Here is a 25,472-nt window from a genome sequence, read left to right on the forward strand (position 1 = left end):
TTGCAAGGGATGTTAGCCACCGAAAAGGGTTAAAGCCGATCCCAAAATTACTCCGGCTAGAGTTACAATAATCATAATCCAAACGAAGATGTACAAGATTTTTTGAAAGGTTGTTTTATCTTTCCACTTTGTCAAATTTACCACCACTTTCATTTTTCGTTTAATCACAATTTTAAAGGTGTCTGGTGGTCTTTGCAAATCATGATCAAAAAAAGGAGGAATTCGCATGCACCTGGTTCAGGTTCCTAATTCGATTAGCGCTTTGTTACAGCTACAACTAGTTCCTTTGGTGGTCTTCTTAGTAGTCGCGCTACTATTGAGCTTCACGAAACGTGTGAGTCACCAACGCTTTTTCACAAAGTTGAAAGTGATTGATGTGTTGCCGCTTTTTGCCATTGCGGTGCTACCATTGTTCAACATTGACGCCCATGGTAATACCTGGTTGCCGTTGTTACTCAGTATTTGGTTTGGGAGTGGGGCACTCTTGCTTGTAATTTGGTTTTTCAAAGATGGTGAAATTCTTCTCAAACCATTTTTAATTGCTTGGTGGCGGTTGGGAGATTTGTACTGGCTGGCTTGTTATGTAATCGCCCTGATTTATGAAATTGGAATTCGGCTCTAAGTAGCATCAGAACACATGTTCTCGTGCTACTTTTTTTGTGGCAAAAATTCTTAATTAAGTGGTTCAAAGTGGTAGATTGTGGTAGACTGAAACTATATTTAGGGGATAGGAGGCGGTTTTATTGTTACTTGGTGAATATCGTCACAATATTGACACAAAGGGCCGTTTCATTATTCCCGCTAAATTTCGGGAGCAACTGGGGCCCAAATTCATGGTTACCCGGGGACTCGACGGCTGTTTGTTTGGTTATCCGCAGGCGGAATGGGAAAAGGTCCAGGCAGAAATTAACCAATTACCGTTTAACAAACGGGACGCCCGGACTTTTGCCCGGCTCTTTTTTTCCGCCGCGACGGAATGTGAGCTCGATAAACAGGGAAGAATTAACCTGCCCGAGCCACTGCTTCAATACGCTCACTTGCAAAAACAGTGTGTGTTAGCGGGGGTTTCCAGTCGCTTTGAAATCTGGGATGCAGAAAGATGGGATCACTATAATGACCAAGCTCAGGATGATTTCAACGAAATCGCCGAAAATTTACTAGATTTTTAACCTTAGGAGTCAGTGATAATGACCGAATTTAAGCACGAAACAGTATTATTACACGAAGCCGTAGCTGGATTAAACGTCCATCCAACTGGCGTCTATGTGGACTGTACCCTAGGTGGGGGCGGACATAGTGCTTTGATTTTGTCGCAGCTGACCACGGGACATTTATATGCGTTTGATCAAGACCAAACCGCCATTACCTACAATGAAACGCACCTGCGTCCTTATTTACAGGAACAAGAGGTGACCTTCATTCACGATAACTTTCGCCATTTAAAAGCAGATTTAGCTGCTCAAGGAGTTCGGGACGTGGACGGAATCGTGTATGACCTCGGGGTTTCTTCGCCCCAATTTGATGATGCCGAACGGGGCTTTAGCTATCAACGAGACGCTCGCTTAGATATGCGGATGGATCAGCGGCAAAGTTTAGACGCCTACCAAGTAGTCAACCAGTGGCCTTATGAGGATTTAGTGCGCATTTTCTTTCGATACGGGGAAGAAAAGTTCTCCAAGCAGATTGCCCGTAAAATTGAACGAGAGCGCCAACAACAATCCATTGAAACGACGACCCAGCTAGCCGAGTTAGTGAAGTCAGCGATTCCGGCTGCTGCGCGGCGACATGGCGGAAACCCGGCTAAACGGGTTTTTCAAGCCATTCGGATTGCAGTTAATGATGAACTGGGAGCCCTAGAGGAATCGTTGGAACAGGCGTTAACGCTTTTAAAACCGCACGGACGCTTAGCCGTCATTACGTTTCAGTCATTGGAAGATCGCTTGGTCAAACGAATTTTTAAAGAGCAAACCACGATTCCGGATTTGCCTCCCAACTTACCGGTGATTCCGGCGGAGTTGGAGCCGCACTTCCAGCTCGTTGCCAAAAAACCAATTCGACCAAGTACGGTAGAACAGACTGAAAATCATCGTTCTCACAGCGCCAAGTTACGCATTATTGAAAGAATCAAGTAGGAGGTTTCATTGTGGCACAGAATGGTCTCGCTGAACGACAAAGACAAATAAGCTCAAATCAAAATTCACGAACAAACAGACATCAACAACAAGGGAGACAACCAGTTCCTCACTTACGCTTGTCGGCTTTTGAAAAAACCATCATGGTTACCGGGGTGTGCTTGATGGTAATGTTAATGATTACCGTAGTTTCTGCGAAAAACCAACTTAATCATTCCCAACGAACTTTACAAAACGTGACGACGAAAAATACACGTTTGAACCGGCAGAACCAAATTTATCGTCAGGAATTAGATAGCAGAGAAGTGAAAGCCATTAATCACGTTGTTAAACAAGATAAGCTATCCATTGCAGACTCAAATGTAAGGAATGTAACTCGATGAGTAAGAAGCAAACGAAGATGAATAATCAAAGGAAAGCGGTTAAAACCAGACAGCTGGCGGGTAAGAGCTTCTTGGTGTTTGCCATGGTGATTTTCTTATTGATTATCATCTTTTTTGCGCAAAAGGCTCTTTTTAAGACGGCTAACGGAGTTAACCTTTCCAATCGTACCCAAAAATTGTATAACCAAACCAGCATCATGCACGCCCGACGGGGAACCATTTATGCCAACAACGGGCAACCACTGGCTGAAAATACCAATACATATTCTGTCTATGCAGTCTTGAATCACCAGCAAAAGGATATGAAGGGTAATCCACAATATGTTCAGAATAAGGCCAAAACGGCGCGGGTATTATCCGCTAACTTACCAATTTCGTATGAAAAGGCGTACCGGACGTTAAACCCTAAGCACAAAACCTTCCAAGTTGAGTTTGGAAACGCGGGGAACAACATTCCGTTATCAGTGAAGCAAAAAATTCAAAAAGAACATCTGACCGGTGTGAATTTTATTGCTCAACCAGCTCGGATGTATCCCAACGGGGTTTTTGCTTCTCATATTGTAGGGATTGCCTCGCAACAGGTAGATAAAAAAACGAAACAAACTCACCTTGAAGGGCAGATGGGGATTGAAAATAGCTTTGAAAAATACCTGAAGGGAACGGATGGCTTTCGCGAGAGTCAGCATGATAATTACGGTTACCAAATCCCCTCAGAAAAACCTAAGGAAAAGAAGCCTAAAAACGGGAAGAACGTTCACACTACCATTGATCCGAGTTTAGAATTACTTTTAGAAAACCAGATGAATCAGGTGGATCAAGATGTTCACCCCAAAGTTTTAAACGCCATTTTGATGGATGCGAAAACAGGAGAAATTAAAGCAGCCGCGCAACGGCCTAGCTTTAATCCATCTACCGGTCAAGGTTTGGGCGACGTTTGGCGGGACACGCTGACGCAAGATCTATATGAACCCGGATCAACCATGAAAATCTTTACGATGGCCGCTTCCATTGACAGCGGGAACTACCACGGTTCCGATACCTACCGTTCTGGAACGCACCAAATTGGAAATCAAATTGTTCCCGATTGGAACCGTAACGGCTGGGGTACGATTTCTTATGATAAGGGGTTTGCTCTGTCTAGTAACGTGGCAATGGCTCATTTGGAAGAAAACATGGGATCGACAACGTGGAAGGATTACATCAAACGCTTCCAGTTATTGCAAAATAATTCGTCGAACTTTGATCAACAGGCCATGGGCTCGATGCAGTTTAAACGACCGATTGAACAAGCAAACACGGCCTTTGGACAGGGAATTCAAGTGACGGCGTTGCAAATGATGCAAGGGTTCACCGCCATTGCCAATAATGGAACTATGTTGCAACCGCGTGTAATTGATAAGGTCACGGATGCCAAAAATCAACAAGTGGTAAAAAATTATCCGAAGAAAATTGTGGGTCATCCAATTTCGGCGTCAACTGCTGAGCAAATGCGTAAGCACATGGAAGATGTGGTTTACAAGGATTACGGGATTGGTCATGACTTTCAAATTGATGGGTATCGGGTGGCGGCTAAAACGGGAACGGCTCAGGTAACAGATGACCATGGTCAGTATGAAAGTGGCAACGACAGTTATCTGTATTCCGTAGCTGGAATGGCACCGGCTAAGCATCCACGTTATATTATGTATGTGACGATGAAGCAGCCCCAGTTGGGTGATCAACCGGCCACCAAAGAAATTGCTAAAATCTTTAACGTGGTTATGAAAAAGGCGCTTGATAATGATAAAAATAAGACGAAATAGTTAGCTGAATCAAGACGACCAGCACCACGAAAGGGCGTTCGACAGCAGGCTAACGATAATGATTTAATTTACAGTAGTTAGGACAGAAAGGATTGGAATTTAATGGAAATTATGGATGGAATATTACCCCTCGTGGTGGGATTCGCTTTAACCCTTGGCTTTACCCCGCTCCTAATTAAATATTTTCGTGAAAAAAACGAGGGACAGATGATTCGTGAGGAAGGCCCGAGCTGGCACGAAAAAAAGAGCGGAACCCCAACGATGGGAGGTCTGGGCTTTGTAACTGCCATTATTCTAACCGGAGCGGGAATTGGATTTTTGACCCACCAGTTAAATTCTGTCCTGTTGATTTTGTTGTTTGTATTATTATTCTTCGGTCTAATTGGAATGTGGGACGATAGCATCAAACTGTTTCGCCGCCAGAACGAAGGCTTTAAGGCTTGGCAAAAGTTTGCCTTGCAGGTCTTTGGTTCGCTGGTGTTCGCTGCCGGTTACTACGTCCGGGGTTTTCCGATGTCGATTCGTTTCTTTGACGTTGGCGAGGTACATCTTGGTATTTTGTACGTTCTGTTCGTTGTTTTCTGGTTGACGGGCTTTTCCAACGCCGTGAACCTAACCGATGGATTAGATGGATTGGTGAGTGGGTTAAGTGCCATTGCCTTTGCTGCTTATGGAATCATTGCTCAGGTTCAGGGTCAGTACGAAGTGGAACTCTTCTGCTGGGCCGTGGTGGGTGCCGTCTTAGCATTTCTCCTGTTTAACCACAAGCCGGCCCAAATTTTTATGGGGGACATGGGCTCCTTAGCCTTGGGAGCTTCGTTAGCCGCGGTTTCGATTTTGCTCCATCACGAACTATCCCTACTATGGATTGGTTTGGTTTTTGTGTTAGAAACTCTGAGCGTGATTTTACAGGTCGGATCCTTTAAACTAACGGGCAAGCGGATTTTTAAAATGACACCCATTCACCATAGCTTTGAGATGATCGGTTGGAGCGAATGGAAAATCGACTTGGTCTTTTGGACCGTGGGGTTATTTACTGCTGTAACTGGCGTCTGGGCAATGATTTAAAGTAGGAGCTTAGCATGCGAGAAATTAATGATTATCGAGATAAAAACGTATTAGTGTTTGGAGCCGGGATGAGTGGAACCAACGCTGCTTTATTGCTAGTAAAGTTGGGGGCGCACGTGACGCTTACGGATGCCAAACCAGCAGCAGAAATCGCTGATTACGACCGCTTGGTGAAAGCGGGGATTAACGTGGTGGCTGGTTCCTCACCCGAAAGTTTGGTGGAAACTGCCGACTTGATGGTAAAAAATCCGGGAATCCCGTACTCGGTACCGCTAGTTCAGGCGGCCTTGCACAAGTCGATTCCAATTATTTGTGAAGTCGAACTGGCTGCTGAAATTTCGAGTGCTCCAATTGTTGCTGTAACTGGAAGTAACGGCAAAACCACGACCACTACGATGATTAGCGAAATGTTAACCGCAGGGATGAGTAATGGAACTGCCTACCGGGCGGGAAACATTGGGATTCCTGCCACGCAGGTTGCCGAACGGGATACGAGTCGCGACCAAATCGTGATGGAATTGTCGAGTTTCATGTTGCTCGGGATTACCAAGTTCCATCCTCACATCGCTGTGATTACTAACATTTACTCGAATCACCTGGACTATCACAAGACCCGGGAAAACTATGTGGCTGCTAAGATGCGAATTACCAAGAACCAAACGGAACGCGACTTTTTGGTCATGAATTTTGATCAACCAGAATGGCGCAAGCTCAGTCAACAAAGCAAGGCGATCGTAGTGCCTTTTTCTGCGCAAGGAAATTACGAAGACGGAGCTTACCAACATCGCGGTAAATTGTACTTCCGGGACGAATTTATCATGAATGTGACGGATTTGAAGGTTAGCGGCGAACCAAACGTGGAAAATGCGTTAGCAGCGATTGCGGTGGCTAAGTTATCCGGAGTACCTAATGACAAGATTGTGGAAGTCCTACGCACCTTTTCTGGCGTGCGTCACCGTAACCAGTACGTGTTAACTGCTGCAGGACGCGAATTTTATAATGACTCCAAGGCAACGGACATTGAAGCCACCCAAATGGCGTTGGCTGGGATGCAAAAACCAGTCGTTTTGATTGCCGGGGGACTGGATCGAGGTTACACATTTGAAAAACTGGAACCTGAATTTCGTGATCATGTCCGCGGATTGGTGGTCTATGGTGAAACTGCCGAATTATTAAAACAAGCGGGGACCACTGCTGGAGTTTCTGACATTAAAGTTGTAAACAACCTCGACGAAGCCGTCCCCGCGGCTTATGACCTCAGTCAACCGGGCGATGTGGTGTTACTATCACCTGCCAATGCTAGCTGGGACCAGTTTGCTAGTTACGAAGAACGCGGAGATCGCTTTATTGCTGACGTAGAAAAATTAACCGGTCAACGAGAGGAGAAATAAGAATGAAGATGATTGTTTCTGGCGGGGGAACCGGGGGACACATTTACCCGGCCCTGGCGCTAGTGGAAGCACTACAACGCCAAGACGCTGGTGCCCAAGTTTTATACGTGGGCTCCAAACGCGGACTGGAAAAAAACATCGTCCCTGAAAAAGGAATTGACTTTCGCGAATTGAAGATTCAAGGGTTTAAACGGAAGTTGTTTTCCTTGTATAACTTTGAAACGGTGTACCTTTTTTTAAAGAGCGTACAGGCCGCCAAACGAATTATTAAGCAGTTCCAGCCAGACGTTGTGGTCGGAACGGGAGGTTACGTTTCCGGAGCGGTCTTGTATGCAGCTGCTAAGATGGGGATTCCGACCGTCATTCACGAACAAAATAGCGTGGTTGGCTGGACGAACAAGTTTCTGAGCCGTTACGTCGATAAGATTGGGATTGCCTTTGACGAAGCGCGCTCCCAGTTTCCTGAAGCTAAAGTGGTCTTTACAGGAAATCCGCGGGCCCAACAGGTGGCTGAAATTAAGAGTAACTTCCAGTGGTCCGAACTGGGATTACAGAACGATGTACCCACGGTGTTGGTCTTTGGCGGGAGCCAGGGAGCATTGAAATTAAATGAAGCCATGGTAGCCGCTATCCCCAAATTTAACCATCGAGATTATCAAGTAGTGTTCGTCACGGGCAAAAACCGGTATGATGGGGTCATGGAGAGCTTGAAAAAGGTTCCCATTAACGACAATGTGAAGGTGGTTCCTTACATTAGTAACATGCCGGAGGTGTTACCGAAGGTGGCTTTGATTGTAGGTCGAGCTGGAGCAACCAGTCTAGCTGAGATCACCGCCGATGGAATTCCCTCCATCTTGATTCCGAGTCCATACGTAACCGCCGATCATCAAACCAAGAACGCCATGAGTCTGGTGAACCAACATGCGGCTTTACTGGAGACGGAAGCTGAATTAAGTGCACCAACGTTACTGCAAAAGATTGATCACTTGATGAACAATCCACAAGAACGGAAAGCGATGGCCGATAACGCCCGGAAACTCGGCGTGGCTGATGCGGCGGATCAATTACTAGACGTGTGCCGGGAAGCAATTCGGCAACACCAAAAATAAGTGGTAAGGGACAGACCATGGATGAAAAAACACAAGACGAGTTGGTAGACGAACGACTGCGAGCTGATTCGGATCGCAAATGGCGTCATCGCCGGCTCCGGGTCGGACGAAGAAACCGGCAAATTAGACGGGAACGGTGGAGAAGGTCTGTGCGCATAGCGGTGCCGTTGCTAATCGTTTTCGGCGGTCTGTGCGCCTACTTTGGTTACCAAGCTTCATCCTTAAACCGGGTGGCTACGGTGCGGGTAACTCCTGCATCATCATCTAAGCTGTTGGGCAAGGAGCTACCGATTGAACCGGGTGATAACTTGGCGTTAGTCAAACGGGATTTTCCCCGGGTGCAACGCCAGCTCCAACAACGCTATCCGCAACTAAATCGTCTGACGCTGACGGCAGCAGGTAATCAAATTACGGCCCACGCAGAAATTGCTCAGCCCCGCGCCTGGTTTGAACGACATCAGCAGTGGTATGCCCTGTATCCGAACGGACGGATTGAGCAACAACAACCAGTGGAAGCCGTGCGCAACCGCAGTTGCCAAATTCAGGGAGTTACTGAGCGAAAGCAACTGGAAGAGTTGGGTCAACAGCTTGGGCGCCTTTCAAAAAAGGAGGCCACCAACGTGCAGACTATTACATCAGCCAAGGATGCGGGTAGGAGTGATAAGGTCCATTTGCAACTCCGTGATGGAAACCAAATCATTACGTTTGCGAGCCAGGTAGCGACTAAACTGAAAGATTACCAACGATTAAAACTAACTTTAAAACAGCCTAGTATTGTTCACATGGAATACGGCGCATACGCAACGCCAATTCGGTGAACATCGCGTTCTCAAACGTGAACTATTATGGTAGACTGATAACAAATATTAACTAACAACTTGCAATGCTAGTTAAGTAAGCGGGAGGCTTCATAGCATATGAAAGAATCAGATATTTACGTTGGCTTGGATATCGGGACTACTTCAATTAAAGCAATTGTTGCACAGACCATTGACGGTCAAACAAATGTAATTGGAGTTGGCAACGAACCATCGGCTGGAGTCAGCCGCGGGATCATTGTCGACATTGACAAAGCAGCCCAGGCCATTCGCAAGACCTTGGATCAGGCAGAAGCTAAATCTGGGGTCCAAATTAGTAGTGTCATTGTCGGCCTGCCAGCGGATCTGGTTAGCATTGACCGCTGCTCTGGCATGATTAGTTTAACTGACAGTACCAACGAAATTAATAATCAAGACATTCAAGCGGTAACGCAAGCTGCCATTTCGAATAATCTTCCCCAGGAACGAGAAGTTATTAATCTATTACCGGAAGAATTTAAGATTGGTGAGTTTGATGACATCGCAGATCCTCGTGGCATGGTAGGAACGCGTTTAGAATTAGACGGACGCTTAATTACGGGTCCGAAAACCATCATTCATAACGTTCGCAAGGCCGTTGAACAAGCGGGGATTTCCATCGACCAATTGGTAGTGGGAGCAGAAGCTGAGGGTAAAACAGCGTTGTCGGAATCAGAACAAGACTTTGGCACGATTTTGTTGGATTTGGGCGGTGGTCAATCAACCGCAGCTGTAATTCACGATCACGAGCTCAAGTACATAGATGTGGACCACGAAGGCGGACAATACATCACCAAGGACATCTCCTCCGTGTTAAACATCTCGCTTGCGGATGCCGATAACATCAAGCGGGAATATGGAATTGCTGATGCACAATATGCGGTTGCTGATAACGAGTTTTCAATTGAAGTGGTCGGACAAAGCCAACCCCGTAAGATTAACGAACAGTTACTAGCAGAAATTATTGAGGCTCGACTTGATCAAATCCTAGGTCGCTTAAAGGACAAGCTCGCTGCTGCCAATGCTTTAGGAATGCCGGGGGGCATCGTGTTGACCGGTGGAGTGGCTTCAATGCCAAAGATTGCCGAACTCGCTGCCAACACCTTTGGGATGAACGTCCGGGTCTATGTTCCTGATAAAATGGGATTACGCCATCCTTCGTTCGCCCTTGGGTTGTCCTTAGTTAACTATGCGACCCAGATGAGTGACGTAGAACAGGTGATTTACGACGTTTTTGCAACAACTAGTCACGGTGAACCAGCCGCTAACTTGGAGTCGGAACCAGAACAAGATCCTGATCAATACCAGGACGACGCCCCCGTCACTGACGACGCGGACGACTCTTCTTTCTTTTCGCGGCGCGGTCAATCACAACAACAGAAGAAACGAAAAAAGAACGGCTTGGGCTTCTCTTTGAAGAATTTCTTTGAATAACCACGGAGGGTAGAGAATATGGATTACGCAATGGATCAAAACACAGGAACGGGCGCAAGCATCAAGGTCATCGGAGTTGGTGGCGGTGGTGGAAATGCCGTCAATCGAATGATTGAAGACGGAGTGCAGGGAGTTGAGTTTATTGCTGCTAACACTGACTTGCAAGCTCTCGATGCGTCCAAAGCAGAAACTAAAATTAACCTAGGACCAAAGCTCACCAAGGGTTTAGGAGCTGGTTCGAACCCAGAGGTCGGGGCCAAAGCTGCTGAAGAAAGTCAAGAAGACATCACCAATGCCTTAAAGGGAGCCGACATGGTCTTTGTGACGGCTGGAATGGGTGGTGGAACTGGAAACGGAGCCGCTCCGATTATCGCTAAGATTGCGAAACAAGCCGGCGCCTTAACCGTTGCCGTAGTCACCCGACCTTTTACCTTTGAAGGACCTGCTCGGGCGCATAATGCCAGTGAAGGATTGGCCGCTTTGAAGCAAAACGTGGACACGATGGTGGTGATTTCTAACAACCAAGTGCTCGAAATGGCTGACAAGAAGACTTCTTTCTTAGGTGCCTTACACGATGCCGATAATGTACTTCGGCAGGGGGTACAAGGAATTTCAGACTTGATTACGCGACCAGGATACGTGAACTTGGACTTTGCTGATGTAACAACCATTATGAAGGACAAGGGAACTGCCTTGATGGGTGTGGGGTCTGCTAGCGGTGAAAACCGGGCACCAGAAGCCACCAAAAAGGCGATTAACTCACCATTATTGGAAGTTTCCATTGATGGTGCTAAGCAGGTCTTGTTAAACATTACTGGTGGTCCAGATTTAGGAATCTTTGAAGCTCAGGATGCTGCTAACATCATTCGGGATGCTACTTCTGACGATACGAACATTATCTTTGGAACTTCGATTGACGAAGGTATGGGTGATGAAATTCGCGTTTCCGTCATTGCTACGGGGATTGACGATGATTCGGGCGATATTACGGACGTCAAATCAATTCAAAATGCCACTCGTTCTAGTGAAAATGTCGTGCATCCTGATCAAAACAGTCAGGTTGTGCAACCCAGCCAAACGGCAACACCCAACCCAGAAACGCAACAACAACGCGCCGAACCAGATCAACGGTTCCAAAACGTCGAAAAACAAGAGTTTGAACCATTTAACGCGGGAGATCAAGCAGCAGATGATGATCAAAAAAACGATGACATCCCGCCGTTTAACTTTAAGTACCGGAATCAATAATTATTGACTAATAAAGGGGGAGTTAGGCATGGCTAAGGGTATTTTTAATAATTTTTTTGGTAATGATGACGAAGACGAGATTGATAGTTATCCACAAGAACCAACCACGCCCGCAGTGAAGAAGAACCCACGAAAGGTGCTTTCTATGAATGATAATCGGATGCCCGACAGTAAAATTAACATCGTGGAACCCCGAATTTTTGCCGATGCGAAAAACATTGCCAACAAATTGATTAACGGCGATGCGGTCTTAATTCGGATGGAAAACGTTGATAGCACCACGATTCGGAGAATTGTCGATTTTATTACTGGCACTATTTACGCGATTGAGGGGGATTTACAGCAGATTGACGAAAAGGTCTATCTGTGCACGCCCCAAAATTACGTGGTTAATGGTGACGTGAAAAGTCAAATCTACGACCGTTCGGAGAAAAACTAATGGTCAACGTGATTAACTTAATTGCGGTTACTTTGGGTTATCTGATTGACATTTACAGTTATCTAATTGTAGCCTGGGCGCTAATGAGTTGGTTGCCCGGAGCCAGTCAGTCAAAGCTAGGTCAGCTAATTAATCGCTTGGTGGAACCATTTGTGTCGTATTTCAACTTTGCCCGCATCGGCATGATTGGGTTTGGACCGGTGCTAGCCATCCTAGCGCTCTGGTTCATTAAAATTGGAGTCAACGGGATTGCTGGCTTTCTGATTAACTTGGTGGGTTAACATGGGACTCTCTGAAAACGTTACCCAACATTTTCGTTCAAGTGAGTTACCCTTTCTCCGCCAAGCCAGTGATTGGCTGGAACAGGCGCAAACCGAGTATCGACCGATTTTAACTGACTTTTTAAACGCGCGGGAACGGTATTTACTCACGACCCTCGTGAACCGGCAACCAGAGCTCCACATTCAAATGGATGGGGGTTATCCCCAGGCCGAGATGCAGCGAGCGCTCCTGTTTCCGGAGTACTTTAATCCGATGAGTTCAGACTTTGAACTCGCGTTACTAGAAATTAATTATCCGGTTAAGTTTGCAACGCTGGAGCATCGTCAGGTCCTCGGATCTTTGATGGGCAGTGGCATTGAGCGCAACGTGTTAGGAGATATTATTACAGACGGGACCCGGTGGCAGTTAATCACCAAGCGGGAAATTGCACCGTACTTGCAACAGACGGTAATCGAAATGGGACGGACCAAGGTTAAGCTAGAACCACGGTCGTTTACGGAACTCCTGCAGGTACAAGATGACGCTCAAGCAGTGCACACGACGCTTCCGTCTCTGCGACTGGACGTAGTAATTGCCACGTTGTTTCGAGTCTCACGAGCGGTAGCCAAAGACTTAGTGACTCGAGGCAAGGTACGGTTAAACTGGTTTACATACGATAAACCTGATTACGAGCTGGCACTTCATGATCTGGTGTCCGTGCGGGGCTTGGGTCGAATTAAACTGAACGAAAATGACGGATTTTCCAAAAAAGGTAAAATTAAAGCAGAGTTTGATGTGATAAAAAATAAGTGATGGAGGCTTACCATGGTACTTTCTGCAGAAGACATTCACAATAAAAAATTTAACACCAAAATGCGGGGTTACAACATTGACGAGGTTAACGATTTCTTGGAACAAATTATCAAGGATTACCAAATCCTACGAGATGAAAATGAATCGTTAAAGCAGGACCTCGATGACACTAAGAACGAGCTGTCTCATTACGATGATCTGAAGGGGTCTTTGAATGAGTCGATTTTGGTGGCTCAAGATGCTGCTGACCGCGTAAAAAAAGCGGCGAATGCTGATGCAGAAAAGACGATGCAGGAGGCCCAAGAAAAGGCGAACCAACTCCTCACCGAAGCAATGCAGACGGCGCAAGCTCAAGTCGAAGCGGGCACAAAGCAAGCCGCCGCTTTGGCCTTGAGTACCGATGATTTCCGGACGCAACTGCAACGCTTCCAAAAGAAAATGGTGGCTATGTTAGAGAGTCAACTCCAGTTTGCGAATCAGTCTGATTGGTCGGAATTACTAAAGGGTGCTGACTACCGGAACTTTCCTGAAATGGAATCATTGGTGGAAAGCCTTGACAACTCAGAAGCAGGGAGAGTAAACTCTGAAAGTAATCAACCGTTGTCATCTGATAAATACGCGGATCCAACCATCCGCTTCTACCCAGATGGCCAGATTGAGATTCTTTAATAAAGACAGCAAGCCGCTTGGAAAATACCACAGCGAAACGGGGAAGGTGGGAGCCCGTTGGTCACTTTCCAAGTGGTAGATCACTTTATTATTATGACGTAAATAACAAAAATGAGAGGATTGTGCACAGTCCTGAATTTTGGGTGGTACCACGACAACTTCGTCCCGATTGAGACGGAGTTTTTTTGTACATTAAAGGAGGAAATGCGATGCGGATCAAAGACACTTTGAACCTGGGGAAAACCAAGTTCAAAATGCGCGGGAACCTACCGGTCAAAGAGCTCGAACGCGAGCAAGGGTGGGAAACCAACCAACTGTACCAACAACGCCAACGCTTAAACGAAGGAAAGCCCACGTTTGTGCTTCACGATGGGCCTCCCTATGCGAACGGTGACATTCACATGGGCCACGCGATGAACAAGATTACCAAGGACTTCATCGTGCGTTACAAGTCCATGAACGGCTTTCGGGCTCCGTTTGTGCCTGGCTGGGATACCCACGGGTTACCGATTGAACAACAACTGAAAAAAGAAGGTTATGACCGCAAGAAGATGTCGACCAACGAATTCCGGAAACTGTGTCACGACTATGCCTTAAAGCAAGTGGACCGGCAACGAACGGAATTCAAACGGCTGGGAGTGCAAGGGGATTGGGACAATCCATATCTGACTCTCTTACCCGAATACGAAGCTGCTGAAGTGCGGGTTTTTGGCAAGATGGCCGAACAGGGCTTGATCTACAAGGGACTGAAACCCGTGATCTGGTCCTGGTCATCTGAATCAGCCCTCGCCGAAGCCGAAGTGGAATACCACGACATTGAATCGCCATCGGCGTTCTACGCTGAAAAGGTGGTTGACGGCAAAGGCGTCCTTGATAACGACAACACCTACATGGTGGTTTGGACCACGACCCCGTGGACGATTCCCGCCTCAGAAGGAATCACGGTCTCTCCTGATTTTGACTACGTGGTGGTTAAACACGACGATGATCCGAAGCAATACGTCCTGGCAGCGGAATTACTCGATGCCGATGCGGAATTATTTGGGTGGCATGACGTCCAAATCGTTAAACACGTGCAAGGAAAAGACTTGGACCGTGTCCTCGCCGAACATCCCTTCACGCCGGACCGCAAGTTAGTCACAATGTTGGGCGACTTCGTAACCGCTGATTCCGGAACTGGTTTAGTCCACACCGCGCCTGGTTACGGGGAAGATGACTACAACATCGGGAAACAATACGACTTACCAATCTTTGCCCCGGTTGATAACAAGGGATACCTGACCGAAGAAGCTGGTCCAGATTTTGCGGGTGTCTTCTATGAAGATGCCAACCAAATTGCCTTGGACAAGTTGAAGAACCAGGGCCAACTGCTGTACTACATGCCGTACAAACACAGTTATCCGTTTGACTGGCGGACCAAGAAGCCGGTCATTTACCGAGCCACACCTCAGTGGTTTGCTTCGGTAACGAAAATTCGGCAACAAATCCTCGATGCCATCGATACGGTTCACTTTAACCCCGAATGGGGACAACAACGGCTCTACAACATGATTCGCGACCGGGGTGACTGGGTCATCTCCCGACAACGGGTCTGGGGGGTGCCATTGCCAATCTTCTACGCAGAAGACGGGACTGCCATCATGACGCCCGAAACGATCGGCCACGTGGCGGACTTATTTGCCAAGTACGGTTCTGATGTGTGGTTTGAACGTGACGCCAAGGACTTGTTACCCGACGGCTTTACCAGTGAACACTCACCAAACGGGGAATTCACCAAGGAAACTGACATCATGGACGTGTGGTTTGACTCTGGTTCCTCACATCAAGGAGTCCTCGCCGAACGACCTGATTTAACCTACCCAGCTGATCTGTACCTGGAAGGTTCCGACCAGTACCGGGGTTGGTTCAACTCCAGTCTAATCACTAGCGTGGCTACGGCGGGCATTTCACCTTACAAGAACCTGCTGTCTCAAGGCTTTACCCTCGATGGTAAGGGTCACAAGATGAGTAAGTCACAGGGGAATACGATTGCGCCGGCGGATGTTATCAAGCAAATGGGAGCAGACATTGTCCGGCTCTGGGTTACGACCGTTGATACCTCTGCCGACGTGCGGGTTTCCATGGGGAACTTCAAGACGGTGGGAGACAGCTACAAGAAGATCCGGAACACGGTCCGTTACCTGTTAGCCAACACCAGTGACTTTAATCCAGAAACCAACGCGGTGGACTACGCTGATTTGACTTCAGTTGATCAGTTCATGTTGATCAAGTTAAACGAGTTGGTACAAAACGTGAAGGATGCCTACGATCACTATGATTTCATGGCCATCAACAAGCATTTGATGCACTTCATCACAGTGGATCTGTCCGCATTCTACCTGGACTTTGCCAAGGACATCTTGTACATTGATGCCGAAGACAGTTCCCGGCGCCGGGCGATGCAAACGGTGTTGTACCAATCCTTAGTAACCCTAACGAAGTTGCTGACGCCGATCATTCCGCACACGACCGAAGAAATCTGGCAGTTCTGTTACGAACCAGAAGAATTCGTGCAACTAGCCGAAATGCCAACGGTGCACCACTTCGATAACGAAGCGGCAATCCGAACGGAATGGGATCAGTTCATGCAACTGCGTAAGGACGTTCTAAAGGCGATGGAAGCTGCCCGGAATGACAAGATCATCGGAAAGCCTTCCGAAGCTAAGTTAATCCTCTACGTAACGCCAAAAGTGAAAGAGCTCTTAGCCCAATTAAACGTGGACGTGGCCCAAATCCTGATGGTTTCGCAGCTAGAAATCAAGCCGATTGAAGCCGCCGAAGACGACGTTTCCACCTTTGGGGACGACCTCGCCATTGAAGTGGAACACGCTGATGGGAAGGTTTGTGAACGGTGCCGGTTGATTAAAACCGACGTCGGCAGCGATCCGGATTATCCAGAGTTCTGTGCTCGGTGTGCTAAAATCGTGCGGGCCGAATTCCCAGAAACAGCGACAACTGAATTTGACGCTTAAATCAATCATGTAAAAGTCGAGATGTTAGTCTCGGCTTTTGTTATGATTAGAGTAGAAATAGCTGTGCAGTGAGGAGAAACGACGATGCAAGGAAAGATTAAACAGTACGACCAGAGTCGGGGCTTTGGCTACCTAGTAGATGACGAAGACCAAGAGATTTTTATGCACATTACGGGCATCATCCAGGGGAATCCTAAGTTAATTCATGCCGGGGACCTGGTGGAATTTGTGATTGCTCCCGGTAAAAACGGACCGCAAGCAGCTAAGATTCGCTTAGCCCGGTAATTGCGGCACGAACCCGAAGTCAGTACAATGAAAAGGTGGAGGAATGGTTATGACCGATAAGGAATTAAAAGAAACCGAAATCAAAAGTGACCTTAAGTACGACGGTGAAATTATCAGGGTTGAACAAGAAACGGTGCGGCTCGCAAACGGCGAAACTGCGCACCGTGACGTGGTTCACCACGCCCCGGCCGTGGGAATGCTAGTCATTACCGCGGACGACAAGATGGTGCTGGAAAAGCAGTGGCGCGAACCCGCTAAGGCGGTCATGGTGGAAATTCCCGCCGGCAAGCTCGATGACCGCGACCGCGGTAACGAAATCCATGCGGTCCAACGAGAGCTAAACGAAGAAATTCGGTACCAAGCCGGTAAGATTGAACCCCTTTATTCGTTCTATTCGTCGTGTGGGTTCACCGATGAATACATGTACCTGTACTTAGCCACGGATTTGACTCCCGTGACCGACGAATTACCGCGTGATGACGGTGAATTTTTGGAAATTGGCGAGTACACCTTAGAAGAAGCCCAGGCAATGGTACAAGCCGGGACGATTGAGGATGCTAAGACGATCATGGCGATTCAAGCCTGGGAATTAATGAAAAAGTAGGTTAGCAGGATGGATGATAGAAAACAAACAACTGGGAATCCGGAACCAGAGATGACCCGGCAGGCGTTTCGGCGGCAACAACAGCAATCGCGACGCAACCGGTTCAGACAATCAACGGATTCCAACGAACCAACTGATCCACAGGAACCACTGCGGCAGGCTCCTGACCAAGATCCAGAGGCCCGTCACCGCCGGTTAGCGCACAAGCTGGACTTTGTGATTATTATCTTAATCATCCTCATCATTGCCGTCCTCTGCGTGATGCGCTTTGTCGACTAAATTAGATAATGGAGTAAAAATTAATGAAAACGTTTGGAATTATTTGTGCAATGGACGAAGAAATCAAGGAACTCAAGGAGGCCCTGGAAAACGCGCAAACGACTACGGTCGGTGCGGTCGACTTTTACACTGGTGAAATCAGTGGGCAACGGGTCATCCTGGTGAAATCTGGGATTGGAAAAGTGGAAGCCGGGATCACGGCCGCCTTACTAATGACCAACTTTCCAGTGGATGTTCTGATTCACTCGGGAGCAGCCGCTGGAATCGGGGCAGGGTTACAGGTTGGAGACATCGTGATTTCGACGGAAACAGCTTACCACGACGTGGATTGTACCGCGGATGGTGAAGTCTTTGGTCAGTTACCGAACCAACCAGCGCGTTTTCCGGCCTCCAAAACTTGGGGTGACCGGATTGCGACCGCTTCGGCGGATCAAGGTTTGAACGTCCACCACGGTTTGATTGTGACCGGGGACCAGTTCATCGCCGGCAAAGACATGATTGCGACCATCTTAAGGCACTTCCCGGATGCCCTAGCAGGAGAAATGGAAGGCGCTGCGGTTGGCCAAGTCGCTCACCAATTTGACGTTCCGTACGTGGTGGTGAGAGCGATGTCCGATACGGGAGACGAAAACGCTAGCCAGAGCTTTGAAGAATTCGTGGTAGCAGCCGGCCGGCAGTCTGCCGAAATGTTACTCCGGTTGTTTGCCAACACCAACGCGGCATAGGGAGGAGTGGGCGATGAGCGAAATTTACTTAGATCACGCGGCGACGACGCCGATTTCTGCGCCCGTTCTCGCCGAGCTAACGAAACAATACCAAAATACATTTGGCAATCCGTCGACGCTGTACCAACTGGGCCGGCAGGCCAACCACGTGTTGGAGGATAGCCGGCATGTGATGGCGGCCAGTATCAATGCCCAGGACAGTGAGATTGTTTTCACCAGTGGTGGAACCGAAAGCGATAACACCGCCATCATTCGGACGGCGGAAGCCCGTCAGGACCTGGGAAAGCACTTGATTACCACCGCGATTGAACACGAAGCGGTTTTAAAGCCGATGCATTACTTGGAACAACACGGCTACCGGGTGACCTATCTGCCGGTCGACGAACACGGGACGGTGCGGATGTCCGATTTGGAAGCTGCTCTCGATGATGAAACCACGTTAGTTTCGATTATGAGCGTTAACAACGAGATCGGCAGTATGATGCCAATCCATGAGATTGGTGAATTACTCCAGGATCACCAAGCTTGGTTCCACACGGATGCTGTGCAGGCCTATGGCTTAGAAGACATTGACGTGGAACGCGACCACATCGACCTGCTGTCAACGTCGGCGCATAAACTGTACGGCCCCAAATTACTGGGCTTTCTCTACCGGCGTTCCGACCTGAAGTTTCCTAGTTACATCATGGGGGGCGACCAGGAAGATAAACGCCGGGCCGGAACCCAGAACGTGCCCGCGATTGCTGGCTTTGCGACGGCGGTGCAACAATTGCCTAGTGCCAAGAAGCAAGAGTTGCGGGACCGTTTCCGCGGTTTTCGCGACCAAATCCTGACCGGTTTTGCTGACCATGAGATTCTGGTCCACGTCAATGGACCGGAAGCAGGTGCCGGCTCCCCGCACGTGCTGAATCTCTGGTTTCCGGGGACGTCAACCTATGTCTTACAGAACAACCTTGATTTAGATGGAATCGCAGTGTCCGGGGGCTCTGCCTGCACTGCCGGGAATCTGGAACCATCGCATGTCTTAACCGCGATGTTTGGCAAAGATAGTCCGCGTCTTTCTGAATCCATCCGAGTAAGTTTTGGGAAAGACACAACGAAAGCTGAAATTGACCAGTTCGTAACCACGACCAGCAAGATTATTCACAGACTAGCAGAGCGGAGGAAGAGCTAATGGCATTTACAGACCAAGTTCATTTAGACGGCGATACCGCCACTTACCAGGTTAATCCGGCGGTGAAAAAGTACACGTTGAGCGACCTCAACTTTAAAAAGACCAAGCTAGGCAACTATGAGTTAACCCAGTCGTTGAACCCGATGAATGCGAAAGCCAACGTGCAACTAAAGCTCAGCATTAGCGCTGATTTAAAGCAGTTGAAGCTGGCCATTCTGACGGCTTCGGGACTGAAAAATGTCGACATTTTTAAGGGTGACCAGTTTGCCGAAGAACGGGAACAATACCAATTTTTGATGCAAAATCTCATCATTCGGCAGGTTTTAACCAAAAACTAGCCGGGTGTGCCTAACGCTTGCCAAGCCCAGTTCTGGTAGCGTATCATTGTTATTACTGGAATTACGACCTTCAATCGTAGATTCTAAATCTATTAGGATGATGGTGATATTATGCAGGATAACAGTCAAACGCGCGTTGTCGTGGGAATGAGTGGCGGCGTGGACTCCTCGGTCGCGGCCTACCTGTTGAAACAGCAGGGGTACGACGTGGTTGGAATCTTTATGAAAAACTGGGACGATACCGATGAAAACGGAGTTTGTACCGCCACGGAAGACTTTAAGGACGTGGCCCACGTGGCCAACCAACTCGGGATTCCCTACTACTCCGTGAACTTTGAAAAGGAATACTGGGACCGGGTTTTTAAGTACTTCTTAGCGGAATACAAACGGGGGCGGACGCCGAACCCGGACGTCATTTGTAACACGGAAATTAAGTACAAGGCATTCTTGGAATACGCAATGGACCTCGGAGCCGATTACATCGCCATGGGTCACTATGCCCAACTTAAACGTGATGAAAACGGGAAGAACCACTTGATTCGTTCGACCGACCTCAACAAGGACCAAACCTACTTCTTGAGTCAGCTGTCTGCGGAGCAACTGGACCGAGTGATGTTTCCCGTAGGTGGGATGACCAAGCCGGAAGTGCGGCAGATTGCCCACGACGCGAACCTCTACGTGGCGGATAAAAAGGATTCGATGGGCGTGTGCTTTATTGGACCCAATAACTTCGATAACTTCTTGAGTCAGTACTTACCGGCGCAATCCGGGAAGATGATGACCATCGACGGCGAAGTCAAGGGTGAGCACGCCGGCTTAATGTACTATACCATCGGACAACGCCGTGGTCTTGGCATCGGTGGTGATGGTCAGGATAACCGGCCGTGGTTTGTGATTGGTAAGGACCTCGAAAAGAACGTCCTTTACGTGGGCAAGGGTTACGAAAATCCTTACCTATACGCTGATTATCTGACGGCCTCGGACTTGTCATTTGTCGACGGTAACAGTCGGGGACAAACCTTCCACTGTACCGCGAAGTTCCGGTACCGGCAAAAGGACGTCGGCGTTACGGTTCAGATCGATGATGATCAGAACCACGTTAAGGTCACCTTTGACGAACCCGCTCGCGCCGTGACACCCGGCCAAGCGGTTGTCTTTTACGACGGGGATGAATGTTTGGGCGTGGCGACTATTGATGCAGCTTACAAAAACGAAGAGAAATTACAATATGTTTAAAAAAGTATTAATTAGCGTCTAAACGCTTTATTTGACGTTGAGAACGTGGGACAATAATCTCATTAGGAAGGGAGGAATGAACCCGATGGCTCGAGAAAAGGATACGACTGAATACAAGAGTGTTACGATGCGAATTCCGCAATCTCTCTACGATGACTACAAAAAGGTCCTTGAGAAAAAGGGTGCCATTGTGACCTACGACATTCGGAACTACATGCGTGCAGTAGTGGCAAAGGATAAAGAAAACGAAGATCAATAAGTTAGTGAATGCTGTAAAAACCCCACTAGTGAAGCTGAAAGGCTGAACTAGTGGGGTTTTTCATTATTTATTGTTAGATGGTCTCGCTCTTTTGCGTCTCCCCCCTGAAACTGGCATAATAACAGTAGATTATAAACGAGGATGAAGACCATGAAATTATACTTTGTGCGCCACGGAAAAACCGAATGGAACCTAGAGAGTCGCTACCAGGGAGCCGGGGGAGACTCCGAATTACTGCCGGCGAGTTATCAGGAAATGAAACTTGTGGGGAATTATCTGAAAGACATTCCCTTTGCGCACGTGTACGCCAGTCCAATTAAGCGGGCTCGGATTACGGCCGCAGTGATTAATGACGAACTGCGGCATCCAGTGCCGTTGAGTTTGGATAATCGACTAGAGGAATTTCGGCTGGGTAAGTTTGAAGGGATGAAGTTTACTGACGCCGAATCCCAGTATCCCGAGACCTTTAACGATTTTCGTAATCACCCGGACCAGTACGACCCTACTCCAATTGGCGGAGAATCGTTTCCGGATTTGATTAAGCGGATGCGGAGCAAGATTAGTGAGATTACCGCTAATTTTAATGGTGACGACGAGATTTTAATTGTCAGCCACGGAGCGGCTTTGAACGCCTTGATTAACTCATTACTGGGGATTCCATTGCAAGACTTGCGAAAACGGGGTGGCCTGGCCAATACCAGTACGACGATTTTAGAAACCAATGACCACGGTCAAAGTTTTAAATTACTGGATTGGAATGACACCAGCTACTTGGAACACCCGGTGCGGGATTCAGATTTAGTGTAGGAGGAGAGTAATGGCAGAACATTCAGACGCAGAAGCAGACGAAAAACAGGAACGGGCCGCCGCCACGTTGCACCAGTTAATCACAGATATTGACGAACACCCCAACGACTACCGACCGTACTACGACCTCAGTGCCTTTTTAATTCAACTCAAGAGCTACACGCAAGCCGAAGAATTGTTGATGAAGGCGCTTGGGTTATTTGCGGATCGGAGTCAAAAGGCCAAGAACACGTTGACCTACGGACTGGGGAACGTTTACTACGCCGCCGGAGAATACACGAAGGCGATTCAACAATTTCAACAGGTGACGGACCCCGCTTTGAAGCAGGATGCGTATATCATGTTGGGCCAAAGTTACTATGGTGAAAAGAACTATGGCAAGGCGTTGGCCTTTTTGATTACCGCTCACGACCAAGCCAAGCAGGATCCCGAACTGAATCGCTTGATTGGGGATTGTTTACTGGCGAGTGGGGACTTAAATTCCGCCGCTGATTTTTACCGGCAGACATTAGACGCTAATCCAAACGATGAGGCCGCTCACTTTAACTTGGGGGTAGTTAAACTAACTAACGGACACCGAGATCAAGCGGAGCCGGAGTTTAAAAAGTCGCGCGAGCTGGATGAGAACTACTTTATGACTCATCGGGAACGCATTGCAGACATTGAAAAAGTACTGCGCAAGCAGCAAAAGGAGTAGAGGTTCGTGGCACAGTCGATTAACCTGTTTGACGACCCAACGGCAGAACAACCAGAAACCGCGCGGCTGACCGGAAAGGTGGCAACCACCTTTTTTGAAGGTAACGACAGTTTTTACAAGGTCTTGCTGGTGCAGGTGGAAGAGCATAACTTTGAGTGGAACGAATCAGAAATTGTGGTGACCGGCAATTTTGCGGAAATTAATGATGAACTTAGTTACCGCTTTTTTGGTCGGGTCGTAGACCATCCGAAGTACGGCAAGCAGTTTCAGGCCACCAACTACGAACGGGTGGCGCAGACGTCCAGATCCGGTTTAATTAAGTATCTCTCGGGGAGTGATTTTCCGGGGATTGGACCGAAGACGGCGGAAAAGGTCGTGGATCAACTCGGGACGGATTTAATCCCCAAGATTTTGAAGGATCCGAAGGTCTTAAACGGATTGGGATTGAAACCCAAGCAACGGGACACGATTACGGAATCCCTGCAGAAGAATAATGGAGCCGAGCAAGTCATCGTCGGCTTGAATAGCTATGGCTTTGGAAGTTCGTTGGCCGCCGCCATCTTTAAAAAGTATCACGGTCAGGCGCTCGAAGTGATTGAAACGGATCCGTATCGGCTGGTGGAAGACATCCAAAACATCAGTTTTAAACGGGCGGATCAAATTGCAAATAAAGTTGGAATTGACTATAACAATCCGGGTCGGCTTCGCGCGGGACTGTTAACCACGTTGGATCGGTTATCGATTAGTAGTGGGAATACCTATTCGACGACTAAAGAAGTGATGAACGCCAGCTTTCAGATTTTGGACACTGACCCGAACCAACAGATTGATGATACCAAGCTGGCAGACGCGCTGAAACAATTGGTCAAGGACGGCAAGGTCCAGGTCGATCAGGATCGGATTTACCTGAAGGCACTCTTTCAAGACGAGTGGCAGATTGCCGAAAACGTTCATCGGATTTTACAGGCGGATAGTCAGGCGCCTAAGGATACCGAACGGTTGATTCAAAAAGTGGAAAAGGCAGCCAAGATTCACTACGACGAGTCACAAGTGCAGGCGATTCAGGCCGCGCTTGCGCAACCATTGTTTATTTTGACTGGGGGACCTGGAACCGGGAAAACGACCATTATCAATGGAATTGTGCAGGCCTATGCCGAGGAGCATGATTTGTCGTTGGATCCGCGTGATTACAAGGGTGATGATGCTTCGTATCCGGTGTTACTGGCCGCACCCACCGGACGAGCTGCCAAGAAAATGGGCGATGCCACCGACTTGCCAGCTAGTACGATTCACCGGTTGCTAGGTTTGAATGGTGACGATGAGGAGGAACCCGGCAACGCCCTGGATGGTGAATTGTTGATTATTGACGAGATGTCGATGGTAGATACGGAGCTGTTTACTAAACTAATCCAGGCGATTCCGACCGGGATGAAGGTTATTCTGGTGGGGGACCAGGACCAGCTGCCGTCGGTCGGACCAGGTCAGGTCTTTTCGGACTTGATTCGGTCGGAATTAATTCCAACAATGAAGTTGAATCAAATTCACCGCCAGAGTGAGGACTCCACCATTATTGAACTGGCGCATCACTTAAAGGACGGGGTGCTGCCTGATGACTTACTAGCGCGGGAACCCGACCGGAGCTTCATTCGGTGTTCTGTGCAGCAGGTGGTTCCAGTGCTGGAACAAATTATCACGAAGGCGAAGGATAAGGGATTTCAAGCTTCGGACATCCAGGTGTTAGCCCCGATGTATCGCGGCGAAGTGGGGATTGACCACTTGAATCAGGCGGTCCAGGCGATTTTTAATCCTCCCAGTCCGGATCGCAAGCAGGTTGAAACGGCCCGGCATAGTTTTCGAATTGGCGATAAGGTCTTGCAACTGGTGAATGATCCTGAACACAACGTTTTTAACGGGGACATTGGAAAAATCGTGGGGATTGAGTTGAATCCCGATGGCAAGCAGTATCTGGATAAACTGACGGTCGCCTTTGACCAGACTGAAGTAACTTATACTCGTAAAGATTGGACGCAGCTGACGCTGGCCTACTGTACTTCGATTCACAAGGCGCAGGGAAGTGAGTTTCCGATGGTGATTCTGCCCGTGGTGGCACCGTATCGTCGCATGCTAGATCGGAATCTGTTGTACACCGCTGTGACGCGGGCCGCTAGCAAGCTGGTAATGGTCGGAGATGCCTCGGTCTTTGCGGCGGCTTTGGAACGCGAGGCCAGTCGGCGAAAGACTGGCTTGCCGGATCGATTACGATCGGCATTTGGTGAAACCGCAGAAGCGGAGGAGACGACTAGTCCTGCTACACAAACTACTTCAGATTCCGCCGCAACCGCAGAGCAAGACCCAGAAACAACCAGTTTAACGGTCCAGGCGATTGAACGCCAGGCCATCGATCCCATGATTGGGATGCAGGGAGTGACCCCACAGGATTTTCTGGGTGCTAAACTCGAATAAGTTGATTAT

At 48.2% G+C, this 25,472-nt stretch carries 28 protein-coding genes; 27 read left to right on the forward strand and 1 reads right to left on the reverse strand.

What is annotated here, in order from left to right; all coding sequences use genetic code 11:
* Nucleotides 1–12: 12 nt before the first annotated feature.
* The gene (locus tag M3M37_RS01385) at nt 13–144 is read right to left on the reverse strand and encodes a DUF4044 domain-containing protein (protein ID WP_252795893.1); all 132 of its coding nucleotides are present in this window, start codon (nt 142–144) and stop codon (nt 13–15) included.
* Nucleotides 145–226: 82 nt separating this feature from the next.
* Between M3M37_RS01385 and M3M37_RS01390 the strand changes: the two genes are divergently transcribed.
* The 27 genes from M3M37_RS01390 to recD2 all read left to right on the forward strand — a co-directional run bounded on the left by M3M37_RS01390 (nt 227) and on the right by recD2 (nt 25,463).
* Nucleotides 227–622 (forward strand): DUF3397 family protein, encoded by a 396-nt coding sequence (locus tag M3M37_RS01390; RefSeq protein WP_252795381.1) that lies wholly within the window; start codon nt 227–229, stop codon nt 620–622.
* Between the two features lie 121 nt (nt 623–743).
* Entirely contained in the window at nt 744–1,169 is a 426-nt protein-coding gene (mraZ, locus tag M3M37_RS01395) for a division/cell wall cluster transcriptional repressor MraZ (protein ID WP_252795382.1), read from the forward strand.
* Between the two features lie 18 nt (nt 1,170–1,187).
* A complete protein-coding gene (gene rsmH / locus M3M37_RS01400; protein ID WP_252795383.1) occupies nt 1,188–2,132 on the forward strand; it encodes a 16S rRNA (cytosine(1402)-N(4))-methyltransferase RsmH in 945 nt (314 codons plus the stop codon).
* Between the two features lie 11 nt (nt 2,133–2,143).
* Nucleotides 2,144–2,515, forward strand: a complete 372-nt coding sequence (locus tag M3M37_RS01405; protein WP_252795384.1) for a hypothetical protein — start codon at nt 2,144–2,146, stop codon at nt 2,513–2,515.
* Nucleotides 2,512–4,317 (forward strand): peptidoglycan D,D-transpeptidase FtsI family protein, encoded by a 1,806-nt coding sequence (locus M3M37_RS01410; protein WP_252795385.1) that lies wholly within the window; start codon nt 2,512–2,514, stop codon nt 4,315–4,317. Before M3M37_RS01405 ends, M3M37_RS01410 begins: the two co-directional genes overlap by 4 nt.
* 111 nt (nt 4,318–4,428) lie before the next feature.
* A complete protein-coding gene (gene mraY, locus M3M37_RS01415; protein WP_252795894.1) occupies nt 4,429–5,385 on the forward strand; it encodes a phospho-N-acetylmuramoyl-pentapeptide-transferase in 957 nt (318 codons plus the stop codon).
* A 14-nt stretch (nt 5,386–5,399) separates the two neighbouring features.
* Nucleotides 5,400–6,776 carry a UDP-N-acetylmuramoyl-L-alanine--D-glutamate ligase gene (gene murD, locus M3M37_RS01420; RefSeq protein ID WP_252795386.1) on the forward strand — a complete coding sequence of 459 codons (1,377 nt, stop codon included), beginning with the start codon at nt 5,400–5,402 and terminating at the stop codon, nt 6,774–6,776.
* A gap of 2 nt (nt 6,777–6,778) precedes the next feature.
* Complete coding sequence (gene murG, locus M3M37_RS01425) at nt 6,779–7,885, forward strand: undecaprenyldiphospho-muramoylpentapeptide beta-N-acetylglucosaminyltransferase (protein ID WP_252795387.1); 1,107 nt, start codon at nt 6,779–6,781, stop codon at nt 7,883–7,885.
* A 17-nt stretch (nt 7,886–7,902) separates the two neighbouring features.
* Nucleotides 7,903–8,703 (forward strand): hypothetical protein, encoded by an 801-nt coding sequence (locus M3M37_RS01430; protein ID WP_252795388.1) that lies wholly within the window; start codon nt 7,903–7,905, stop codon nt 8,701–8,703.
* A 99-nt stretch (nt 8,704–8,802) separates the two neighbouring features.
* Entirely contained in the window at nt 8,803–10,155 is a 1,353-nt protein-coding gene (gene ftsA / locus M3M37_RS01435) for a cell division protein FtsA (RefSeq protein ID WP_252795389.1), read from the forward strand.
* Nucleotides 10,156–10,173: 18 nt separating this feature from the next.
* Nucleotides 10,174–11,403: a cell division protein FtsZ gene (gene ftsZ, locus M3M37_RS01440; protein ID WP_252795390.1), complete on the forward strand. Its 1,230-nt coding sequence runs from the start codon at nt 10,174–10,176 to the stop codon at nt 11,401–11,403.
* Between the two features lie 28 nt (nt 11,404–11,431).
* Nucleotides 11,432–11,842: a cell division protein SepF gene (locus tag M3M37_RS01445; protein WP_252795391.1), complete on the forward strand. Its 411-nt coding sequence runs from the start codon at nt 11,432–11,434 to the stop codon at nt 11,840–11,842.
* A complete protein-coding gene (locus tag M3M37_RS01450; RefSeq protein ID WP_252795392.1) occupies nt 11,842–12,123 on the forward strand; it encodes a YggT family protein in 282 nt (93 codons plus the stop codon). The genes M3M37_RS01445 and M3M37_RS01450 overlap by 1 nt, the downstream gene beginning before the upstream one ends.
* Nucleotide 12,124: 1 nt before the next feature.
* A complete protein-coding gene (locus M3M37_RS01455; RefSeq protein ID WP_252795393.1) occupies nt 12,125–12,916 on the forward strand; it encodes a YlmH family RNA-binding protein in 792 nt (263 codons plus the stop codon).
* A 12-nt stretch (nt 12,917–12,928) separates the two neighbouring features.
* Nucleotides 12,929–13,585, forward strand: a complete 657-nt coding sequence (locus M3M37_RS01460) for a DivIVA domain-containing protein (RefSeq protein WP_252795394.1) — start codon at nt 12,929–12,931, stop codon at nt 13,583–13,585.
* Nucleotides 13,586–13,794: 209 nt separating this feature from the next.
* On the forward strand, nt 13,795–16,596 hold the full coding sequence (gene ileS, locus M3M37_RS01465) for an isoleucine--tRNA ligase (protein ID WP_252795395.1): 2,802 nt from the start codon (nt 13,795–13,797) through the stop codon (nt 16,594–16,596).
* An 84-nt stretch (nt 16,597–16,680) separates the two neighbouring features.
* On the forward strand, nt 16,681–16,881 hold the full coding sequence (locus M3M37_RS01470) for a cold-shock protein (protein ID WP_252795396.1): 201 nt from the start codon (nt 16,681–16,683) through the stop codon (nt 16,879–16,881).
* Nucleotides 16,882–16,930: 49 nt separating this feature from the next.
* Nucleotides 16,931–17,485: an NUDIX hydrolase gene (locus M3M37_RS01475; protein WP_420842969.1), complete on the forward strand. Its 555-nt coding sequence runs from the start codon at nt 16,931–16,933 to the stop codon at nt 17,483–17,485.
* A 9-nt stretch (nt 17,486–17,494) separates the two neighbouring features.
* Complete coding sequence (locus tag M3M37_RS01480) at nt 17,495–17,764, forward strand: hypothetical protein (RefSeq protein WP_252795398.1); 270 nt, start codon at nt 17,495–17,497, stop codon at nt 17,762–17,764.
* A 23-nt stretch (nt 17,765–17,787) separates the two neighbouring features.
* Entirely contained in the window at nt 17,788–18,489 is a 702-nt protein-coding gene (locus M3M37_RS01485) for a 5'-methylthioadenosine/adenosylhomocysteine nucleosidase (RefSeq protein ID WP_252795399.1), read from the forward strand.
* Nucleotides 18,490–18,502: 13 nt separating this feature from the next.
* Complete coding sequence (locus M3M37_RS01490; RefSeq protein ID WP_252795400.1) at nt 18,503–19,663, forward strand: cysteine desulfurase family protein; 1,161 nt, start codon at nt 18,503–18,505, stop codon at nt 19,661–19,663.
* Complete coding sequence (locus M3M37_RS01495; RefSeq protein WP_252795401.1) at nt 19,663–20,001, forward strand: DUF1831 domain-containing protein; 339 nt, start codon at nt 19,663–19,665, stop codon at nt 19,999–20,001. Before M3M37_RS01490 ends, M3M37_RS01495 begins: the two co-directional genes overlap by 1 nt.
* 111 nt (nt 20,002–20,112) lie before the next feature.
* The gene (gene mnmA / locus M3M37_RS01500) at nt 20,113–21,237 is read left to right on the forward strand and encodes a tRNA 2-thiouridine(34) synthase MnmA (RefSeq protein WP_252795402.1); all 1,125 of its coding nucleotides are present in this window, start codon (nt 20,113–20,115) and stop codon (nt 21,235–21,237) included.
* An 85-nt stretch (nt 21,238–21,322) separates the two neighbouring features.
* Nucleotides 21,323–21,496 carry a transcriptional regulator gene (locus M3M37_RS01505; RefSeq protein ID WP_252795403.1) on the forward strand — a complete coding sequence of 58 codons (174 nt, stop codon included), beginning with the start codon at nt 21,323–21,325 and terminating at the stop codon, nt 21,494–21,496.
* Between the two features lie 150 nt (nt 21,497–21,646).
* Entirely contained in the window at nt 21,647–22,303 is a 657-nt protein-coding gene (locus M3M37_RS01510) for a histidine phosphatase family protein (RefSeq protein WP_252795404.1), read from the forward strand.
* Between the two features lie 10 nt (nt 22,304–22,313).
* Nucleotides 22,314–23,000 (forward strand): tetratricopeptide repeat protein, encoded by a 687-nt coding sequence (locus tag M3M37_RS01515; protein WP_252795405.1) that lies wholly within the window; start codon nt 22,314–22,316, stop codon nt 22,998–23,000.
* 6 nt (nt 23,001–23,006) lie between these two features.
* The gene (gene recD2, locus M3M37_RS01520) at nt 23,007–25,463 is read left to right on the forward strand and encodes an SF1B family DNA helicase RecD2 (protein ID WP_252795406.1); all 2,457 of its coding nucleotides are present in this window, start codon (nt 23,007–23,009) and stop codon (nt 25,461–25,463) included.
* The last annotated feature ends 9 nt before the right edge of the window (nt 25,464–25,472 follow it).

The sequence above is a fragment of the Fructilactobacillus carniphilus genome (assembly GCF_024029675.1).
Lineage (GTDB): Bacteria > Bacillota > Bacilli > Lactobacillales > Lactobacillaceae > Fructilactobacillus > Fructilactobacillus carniphilus.